At 71.0% G+C, this 7,936-nt stretch carries 7 protein-coding genes and 1 pseudogene; 2 read left to right on the plus strand and 6 right to left on the minus strand.

The window, feature by feature from the left end:
• Positions 1–1,553: MMPL family transporter (locus tag OEY_RS0119785; RefSeq protein WP_010595540.1), on the plus strand; the 1,553-nt coding region annotated here is incomplete at its 5' end.
• A 32-nt stretch (positions 1,554–1,585) separates the two neighbouring features.
• Positions 1,586–3,565 carry an SDR family oxidoreductase gene (locus OEY_RS0119790; protein ID WP_010595541.1) on the plus strand — a complete coding sequence of 660 codons (1,980 nt, stop codon included), beginning with the start codon at positions 1,586–1,588 and terminating at the stop codon, positions 3,563–3,565.
• Between the two features lie 58 nt (positions 3,566–3,623).
• Here OEY_RS0119790 and OEY_RS0119795 read toward each other — a convergent pair whose 3' ends face one another.
• From OEY_RS0119795 to OEY_RS28740, 6 genes and pseudogenes are all read right to left on the minus strand, one after another.
• A complete protein-coding gene (locus OEY_RS0119795; RefSeq protein WP_026137513.1) occupies positions 3,624–4,496 on the minus strand; it encodes a sucrase ferredoxin in 873 nt (290 codons plus the stop codon).
• 4 nt (positions 4,497–4,500) lie between these two features.
• A complete protein-coding gene (locus tag OEY_RS0119800; protein ID WP_010595543.1) occupies positions 4,501–5,094 on the minus strand; it encodes a YdeI/OmpD-associated family protein in 594 nt (197 codons plus the stop codon).
• A 2-nt stretch (positions 5,095–5,096) separates the two neighbouring features.
• Entirely contained in the window at positions 5,097–5,618 is a 522-nt protein-coding gene (locus tag OEY_RS0119805) for a hypothetical protein (RefSeq protein ID WP_010595544.1), read from the minus strand.
• A 118-nt stretch (positions 5,619–5,736) separates the two neighbouring features.
• Entirely contained in the window at positions 5,737–6,219 is a 483-nt protein-coding gene (locus tag OEY_RS0119810; protein WP_010595545.1) for a hypothetical protein, read from the minus strand.
• A gap of 505 nt (positions 6,220–6,724) precedes the next feature.
• Positions 6,725–7,191: pseudogene (locus OEY_RS28735) on the minus strand (DIP1984 family protein).
• Positions 7,192–7,220: 29 nt separating this feature from the next.
• Positions 7,221–7,936 (minus strand): HNH endonuclease (locus tag OEY_RS28740; protein ID WP_010595546.1); only part of this gene is annotated, 716 nt, incomplete at its 5' end.

A 7,936-nucleotide genomic window follows, 5' to 3' on the forward strand; every position in this document is an offset into this window, starting at 1 on the left:
TGTTCATCTTCGGCGGTCTCGTCGCGGCAGCGGTCCCGGTGTTCGTCGGGGTCCTCGCCGTCCTCAGCGCTCTGGCGACGCTGCGTCTGCTCACGATGTACACGGAGGTGAGCTCGTTCGCGCTGAACGTCACGTCGCTGATCGGTCTGGGCCTGGCGATCGACTACGGCCTGTTCATCGTCAGCCGTTTCCGGGAGGAACTCGACTCCGGCGCCGACCCGGCCTCCGCGACGCGTCGCACCGTGCTCACCGCGGGCCGCACGGTCATGTTCTCGGGGCTGTTGCTGATGTGCGCCTTCGCCGGAATGCTCGTGTTCCCGCAGGCGCTGCTACGGTCCCTGGGTCTCGGCGCGATCGCCGCCGTGCTCAGCGCGGCGGTGCTCTCGCTCACCGCGATTCCCGCGCTGCTGGCGATACTCGGGCACCGCATCAACGCGCTGACGTGGCGTGAGGGCGCCGCGCGGCGGGGCGAGGCCCGGGCCCGGCGCTTCTGGGGGTCGGTGGTGACGAAGGTGATGCGCCGGCCGGCCCTGGTGGCGGTGACGATCACCGCCGGTCTGCTGCTGCTCGCCACGCCGCTGCTGCGCGCCTCCTTCGGCGAGATCGAGTACACCGCCCTGCCCGCGGGTGACCCGGCGCGTGCCGCCACCCAGACACTGCTCGACGAGTTCCCCTCCACCGGCAACGGCGTCACGCTCGTGCTGCGGGGCGACGACGGTTCCGCCCCCGCCGCGGTCGCGGTCACGGCGGTATCCCGCGCGGCGGCGGACGTGGACGGCATCGCGCAGACCGTCACCGTCGCCGCGCGGAACGACGTCGTGGTCCTGCAGGCGCTGTACGCCCAGGGGGTGGAGGAGACGCCGCAGGCGAGCGAGATCGTCCGGGAGCTACGGGATCTGCCGCCCCCGCCGGGCACCGACCTGCTCGTCGGCGGCGGCCGGGCGATGGTCGACGACAGCAATGCCGCGATCGCCCGCTCGATGCCCGCGATGATCGCGGTCATGGTGCTCTCCACCCTGGTGCTGCTGTTCCTGGCATTCGGGTCCGTGGTGCTCCCGCTCAAGGCGGTGGCGATGGCGGGTCTGAGCCTGGCCGCCACGTTCGGCGTGCTCACCTGGGTGTTCCAGCTCGGCAACGGAGCGGAGCTGCTCGGCGTGACCCCCAGCCCGCTGGAGCCGAGCTTCGTGGTGCTGATCCTGGCGGTGGTGTTCGGCCTGTCAACCGACTACGAGGTGTTCCTGATGTCGCGCATGGTGGAGGCCCGGGCCGCCGGGGCGAGCACGGAGGAGGCGGTACGGTTCGGCACCGAGCGCACCGGCCGGGTGGTGACCTCGGCGGCGTTGCTGCTGATCGTGGTGACCGGCGCGTTCACGATCTCGGGACTGTCGATCATGCGGTTCCTGGGGGTGGGGATGATCCTCGCGCTGATCATCGACGCGACCGTGGTGCGGATGCTGCTGGTGCCGTCGCTGGTCAAGCTGATGGGCGAGGCGAACTGGTGGGCACCGGCGTGGATGAAACGGGCGCACGCGAAGGTCGGCATCGGACACTAGAATCCGTTCTTACCTTGCAGTAGGTTCGGGCCATGGCCACGTACCTCGTCACGGGCGGCACCGGTTTCCTCGGCACGCACGTGCTCGGCCGACTGCTCGGGACCCGGCCGGACGCCGACATCCATGTGCTGGTCCGGCCGGCGTCGCTGCCGAAGTTCGAGGCCCTCCGCAGGCGCCTGGACGGTGGGTCCCGGTTGCACGCGCTGCTCGGCGATCTCACCGAACCGGGACTCGGACTCGACCCCGCCACGGTGCCGCCGGCCGAGCACGTCCTGCACCTCGGCGCGATCTACGACCTGACCGTCGGCGAGGAACAGGCGACCACGAACGTCGCAGGTACGCGCGCGGTGATCACGCTCGCACTGGAACTGGACGCGACCCTGCACCACGTCTCGTCAGTCGCTGTCGCCGGTGATCACCGCGGCACGTTCGCCGAGGACGACCTCGACCTGGGCCAGCGCTTCCCGTCGCCGTATCACCGCACCAAGTTCGAGGCCGAGAAGGCGGTCCGGGCGAGTCCGGTGCGCCGGCGCATCTACCGGCCGTCGGTGATCGTGGGCAGTTCCACCACCGGCGAGATCACCAAGATCGACGGTCCCTACTACTTCTTTCCCGCCCTGGCCGCGCTGGCGGCGCTGCCGTCCCGGCTGCCACTGGTCCTGCCCGACCTCGGCGACACCAACCTGGTGCCGGTCGACTACGTCGCGGCCGCGATCGTCGAACTCATGCACCGTCCCGGATCGGACGGGCGCACCTTCCACCTCGTCTCGCGCCCACAGCCGGTGCGCGAGGTGTTCGCGGCGCTGGCCGCCGCGGCGGGAGCCCCCGTTCCCGTCGCCGGTGTGCCCGGCGCGCTGGTGCGTCCGCTGTTGTCGAGCAGCGCGCTTCCCGGCCTGGACGCCGTCCGTCGTCTCGTGCTGCGCCGGGCGGGCATCCCCCCGGTCGTGCTCGACCAGCTGACCTTCCCGAGCCGGTTCACCGACCGGAACACCCGGGAGGCCCTGCGCGGCAGCGGGATCACGCTGCCCGAGTTCGCCGGGTACGCCCCGCTGCTGTGGCGCTACTGGCGCGAGCACCTCGACCCCGACCGGGCCCGCCGCGACGATCCGCGCGGACCGCTCGTGGAACGGCACGTGCTGATCACCGGTGCCTCCTCGGGGATCGGACGCGCCACCGCGATCGCCGCGGCCCGCGAGGGTGCCGTGGTCTTCGCCCTCGCCCGTCGCGCCGAGGAACTCGACGCGGTCGTCGCCGCGATCCGCGCGGACGGCGGCAGTGCGTACGCCTATCCGTGTGACGTCACCGACACGGCTGCGGTCGAGCACACCGTGCAGGCGATCCTCGCCGAGCACGACTGCATCGACATGCTGGTCAACAACGCGGGCCGCTCGATCCGGCGCGGGCTGTACCACTCGACGGACCGACTGCACGACTTCGAACGCACCATGGCGGTCAACTACTTCGGCGCGGTGCGGGCGACCCTGGCCCTGCTGCCGCACATGCGGGCGCGCCGCTTCGGACACATCGTGAACATCAGCACCGCGGGGGTACAGGCCCGCACCCCGCGATACGCGGCGTACATCGCCTCGAAGTCCGCGCTCGAAGGATTCGCGGACGTCGCCGCCTCCGAGACGCGGGACGACGGAATCACGTTCACCACCCTCCACATGCCTCTCGTGCGGACCCCCATGATCGAGCCCACCGGGTCGTACAACCCGGGACCGGCGATCAGCCCGGAGGACGCCGCGCAGATGGTGATCCGGGCCCTCGTCGAGCGGCCCAAACGCATCGACGTGCCGATCGGCACCGTCGGTGAGTTCGCCGGTCTCTTCGCCCCGGCTCTGCGGGATCGGATGTTCGCGCTCTACTACCACGCCTACCCCGACGCGCCCGCCGCACGCGGCGAGAAGTCCGACACGCCCCCGCAGCTGCGGACGCTGCCCCGTCCGATGCTGCCGAACCCCGCGGTGCTGCGCCGGGTCGGCCGGTTGCTGCCCGGCGTGCACTGGTGAGGCGGCTGCGCCGCCGGTGTGCCGTTTGGGCGGCTGGGACCGCCCAAAGGGCACACCGCTAGAGAATCGCCACCAGTGGTCGCACCGGCTTCGGATCGGCGCCGCAGCTGACCGGGCGTGGCGGCAGTTGCCGGGCCTCGACCCGCACGCGCCAGTGACGGCCGTCGCGGTGCCGCACCACCGTTGCGGCGTCGCTCTCGTCGACGACGAACGCATCGGCGTCCGCGGTCACCCGTTCGCGCACCGCGATCTCGGCGACCTGCCCGGCCGCGGACCAGCTGCTGCGCCCCCGCAGCCCCGGCAGGTACACCTCGCCGCGGGCGGCGGCCGCCATGGCGTCCCGGCTCTGCGCGACGTCGAGCCGGCCGTAGGTGTAGCCCGTGGGCAGCAGGATCAGCGAGGGTGCGAACCGGTGCCCGCCGGTGTGCGAACACTCCCACACATCCTCGCCGAACTCCGCGGCCAGCGCCGCAGCCACAGGACGCCCCAGCACAGCGCAGCACCGGTCCCGCTTGCCGTGGGCGCACACCAGCGCGACGGGCCGGCTCACCGCGCGGCCGAGGCCGGGTGCCGGACCGGCGACGACGCGCGGGATCAGATCGAGCAGTTCCTTCGGTTCCCCGACCTCGAGCCGCTCACACCAGCTGCTGCCCGGATCGGACCGGGCCAGGAACACGGTGCGGGCGCCGCCGGGACGCGACGTGTCGCGTCCGGGTCGCCGGATGAACAGCAGCCGCACGCCGGCGGCGTCGGCCGCGGCCGAGAACTCGCCGGCGAGGTCGGGACCGAGAGCGGTACCGTCGAGGACGTCGCGCCCCCAGCCGGACGGCATCTCGAGGCACACCCAGCCCGGAGCGGTGGCGGCGGTGCCGGGCAATGGCTCGTCGAGCGCAGAGGCCGCGGAGCAGGTGGGAGGAAATGCAGGGCTCACCCGCTCATTGTGTCCGTCCGGGCTGATCGTGGAAGCGACGGCCCTCGGCAAGTTGCCGCACGAAGGCCTCGATGCGGCGTGCACGGGTCTCCGGGCGCTTCGCGGCCTGCAACCGATAGACGATCGCGTAGCGGTTGCGACCGTCGAGCGTGTCGTAGAAGGCCCGCGCGGCGGGATTGCCCGCGAGGGCGTCGAGGAAGTCCTGCGGCATCTGCGCGGTCGCCTGGCCGGGGTAGGCGCGCTCCCAGCGACCGTCTGCGCGGGCGCGGGCGACTTCCGCGGCCCCGGCTGCGCTCAGCCGGCCCTCGGCCTCGAGGCGCTCGACGAGTTCGCGGTTGCGCTGCGACCACGGGCTGCGGGCCCGGCGCGGCGTGATGCGCTGGAGGCGGAAGTCGTCGTCGAGCCTGCGCGCCTGACTGTCGATCCAGCCGTGGCACAGCAGTTCCTCGACCACCTCGGCGTAGCTCACCGACGGATGCGCCGATCCCTTCTTGGCGAGCGCGACCCAGATGCCCGGCGAATCGGTGTGGTGCTCACGCAGCCAGGTGGCGAAGGACTCCCGGTCGGGGAAGTACTCGACGGGCAACTCGTCGGCCATGGTCATCTCCCCAGCCGGCGCAGGCCGGACCGCGTCCACAGACCGAGGAAGCTCTGGGAGAGGTAGGCGAGAGAGCCGAGCGCGAGCACCCACTTCACGGTGCTGACCGTTGTCGCCGCCCGGACGGTGGTGTCGGTGATGCGGTCCCGGTGGTCGAGCAGGTACAGACCCGCGACGTTCTCGACGTAGTCCGCGGACGCGGCCACCGCCGGGGCGAGGGCGAGGGCGCGGCGGATGCGCGCAGGAACGGGCCGGTGGTCGGCGAGCGATCGCGCCCCGGCCCGCAGTGCGATGGCAAAGATCAAGGGATGCACCAGGTCCCAGTAGTAGTGTCGGCGATACCGCGCGACAGCGTCCGCATCGAGTCCGTCGAGAACCCGGCGGTACGCCGCTGCGGAGAAGGCGGTCTGGATCCGTCCGACTGCCGGCGCGGCGGGGCCGAGCACTCGGGCGATGTTGGCCTGCGACACCGCGAATACCGCTGCGGCGACCAGCAGGCGACGGTCGTGCGCGGTCCGTGCCATGCGGCGATCCTAACGTCCGGCCGGCAGCGCGGTGCCCGGTCGGACCGCTCGATCGGTCCGGCCGGGCACCCGCTTCACGTGGTCGGCGCTCAGCGCGCTCGCGCTGCGGGGGCATCCGTCACAGGCCGGCGGAGCCGCTGGTGATCGGGTTGCAGCCGCGGATTGTCGTCTGGTGCCACGTGCCGATATCCATGTAGTCCTGCTCGGGCCCGAGGATCATCCGGTACTTCACGACGTGCGAGTCCGCCAACGGATTCGGCAACGTCGGAAGCTGCTCGACAGTACCGAGCCGCACGTTGTGGGTGACGGTGCCATTGGGGACGGACTTCAGTCCGGCGAGGCGACCGGTGGGCCCGGTGCCGTAGTCCGTGCCGGTGGGCACCTCGTCGTCGACGACGAAGTCGATGGTGAAGTTCTCGAGGGCCGTGTCGTTCTCGATCGTGAAGTCGACGGAGCAGTCGTCCTTACCGTCGGCCCAGTACCGCACCGGCCCATCGTGCTTTCCGCCCTCGGGCGCGGCCGCGGCCACACCGCCGCCGAGCCCCACGCCGACACCCGCAGCGATCACGGTGGCAGCGAGTCGTTTCGTCGTGCTGCGCATGTGCGCTCCTCTCGTCGAAGAAGTAGGTGTTTCGGACGGTATCAATCATCTTCGGCCGTGCAACCCGTCGTTGCCAATCGCCGCCGGAGCCGGGGGGACGGCAACCAGACACCATTCCCGCCGTCCGCGGGAGTCAAACCGTTGTCGGCGAACCGACACCGCAACGATGCCTCGACAGCGTCCTGTCCTGCGGATTCCGTGCCGCCGGTGGCGCAGCCGGCACCCCGGAGGACGCGAATGTGATTTGCATCACACTGACTGCGTCTGCACTTCAGCCGGCCGACGGCTCGTGGGTGCCCCGTCCCCGCCCTCCCCGATTCGGATCAGCACGTGGTGATGAACCGTGCCGGCGTGCACCGTGTCCTCGTGCGTCGTGCAGGGCTGCTCCGTGTGCGGGACTCGAACCCGCTGCGCTGCCCTCCGCGCGCCGGAGGATACAGACGGGTCGATTCACCGCGACCCACGGCGTGTGCTCGCTTCCGATCCGGGTACCTGCTGCCCACGATCACTCGTCGATCAGATCGACCTCCCAGTTCACGCGCTGGATCTCGAGGTCCACCCGCCGGATCCGGCGAGCCAGATCGTCGGCGGTGCGCCGTAGGTCCCGGACCGACAGCGCCGAGACGTATGCCAGTTCGGACCGGAGCTGTCGCCCGTATCGATCCTTGCCACCCGAGGCCGCGTCCGCGGCCGCGGTCAGCGCACGGTGCCGCGTCTGCAGAGCGTCCCGTTCGGCCAACGCATCGGTGAGGGTCCGGTCTCCGACGGGGTAGCGGTGTTCGTCTTGTTGATCCGGGCGATCAGCAGAGCATGCCGATCGACGGCGTCGGTGAGTTGTTCGAGAAGCTCGCCGGCATTCTCGGCGGGCTCCTCCCCTTCCTGATATCGGGCATTGGCCACGATCCGGGCGCCGAGCTGCTCGATCCGCCGTTTCAGCTCGCCTCGTTCGGCGAGTGCCTCCGCCAGCCGCATGACGTCGAATCGTAGACGAGCGATCGAGTTCATGCGTACCCGGTTTCCGGCACCGCCGAGACCACCCATCCGGGCGGAAAAACCGTGTCCCACGTCCCGGTCCGCGAACGGCTCTGCCACGTCGGCGTGCCCGCGGGTGAGCTGCGGTACAGGCCCCGGGCGGCGGCAAGGGTGCGGTCGTACTGGGTCGGCCAGCCGATGTCGGCGGCGAGCTGCTCGAGAACGACGCGATCCCGACTCAACGCCCGTTCGGTGTGGGCGAGTGCGGGCAGCGAGTCCCGCTTGTCGGTGTTGCACCTTCCGCAGGCGAGTACGAGATTCGCCAGTCCGTCGAGGGGTACCCGGGACCACGGTAGCACGTGGTCGACCGGGCTACCCTCGGAAAGTATTGCCGCACAATAGAAGCAACGCGCCCCGAACGCCTCACGAAGCGCCACCCGGGGCTTCGTGAGCGAGACGCGCTCGCGACCGAACAGGTGCCCCGCAATGTCGGGAACGTCGAGAAAGGCGTTGTACCGGCGCACGTCCTGTACCCACAGGATCTCCAGAGTCGGAGTGAGCAGACCGGACAGGCGCGCCAGGGCCGCCGCAACTCCCGGAAACAGACGGATCGCGCCGCCGTGCCGGACGATCGCCGCCCGGGTGATCCCGGAGTGCAGCCAGGAGTCGTCGTAGAGGAACGGTTCACCGCGTCCGCCCGGCACCCGCTGCAGCCGGTACAGCGGCTGGGGGGGCGGGGGGGGGG

This window comes from Rhodococcus sp. P14 (assembly GCF_000256505.1).
Classification (GTDB): Bacteria; Actinomycetota; Actinomycetes; order Mycobacteriales; family Mycobacteriaceae; genus Rhodococcus; species Rhodococcus ruber.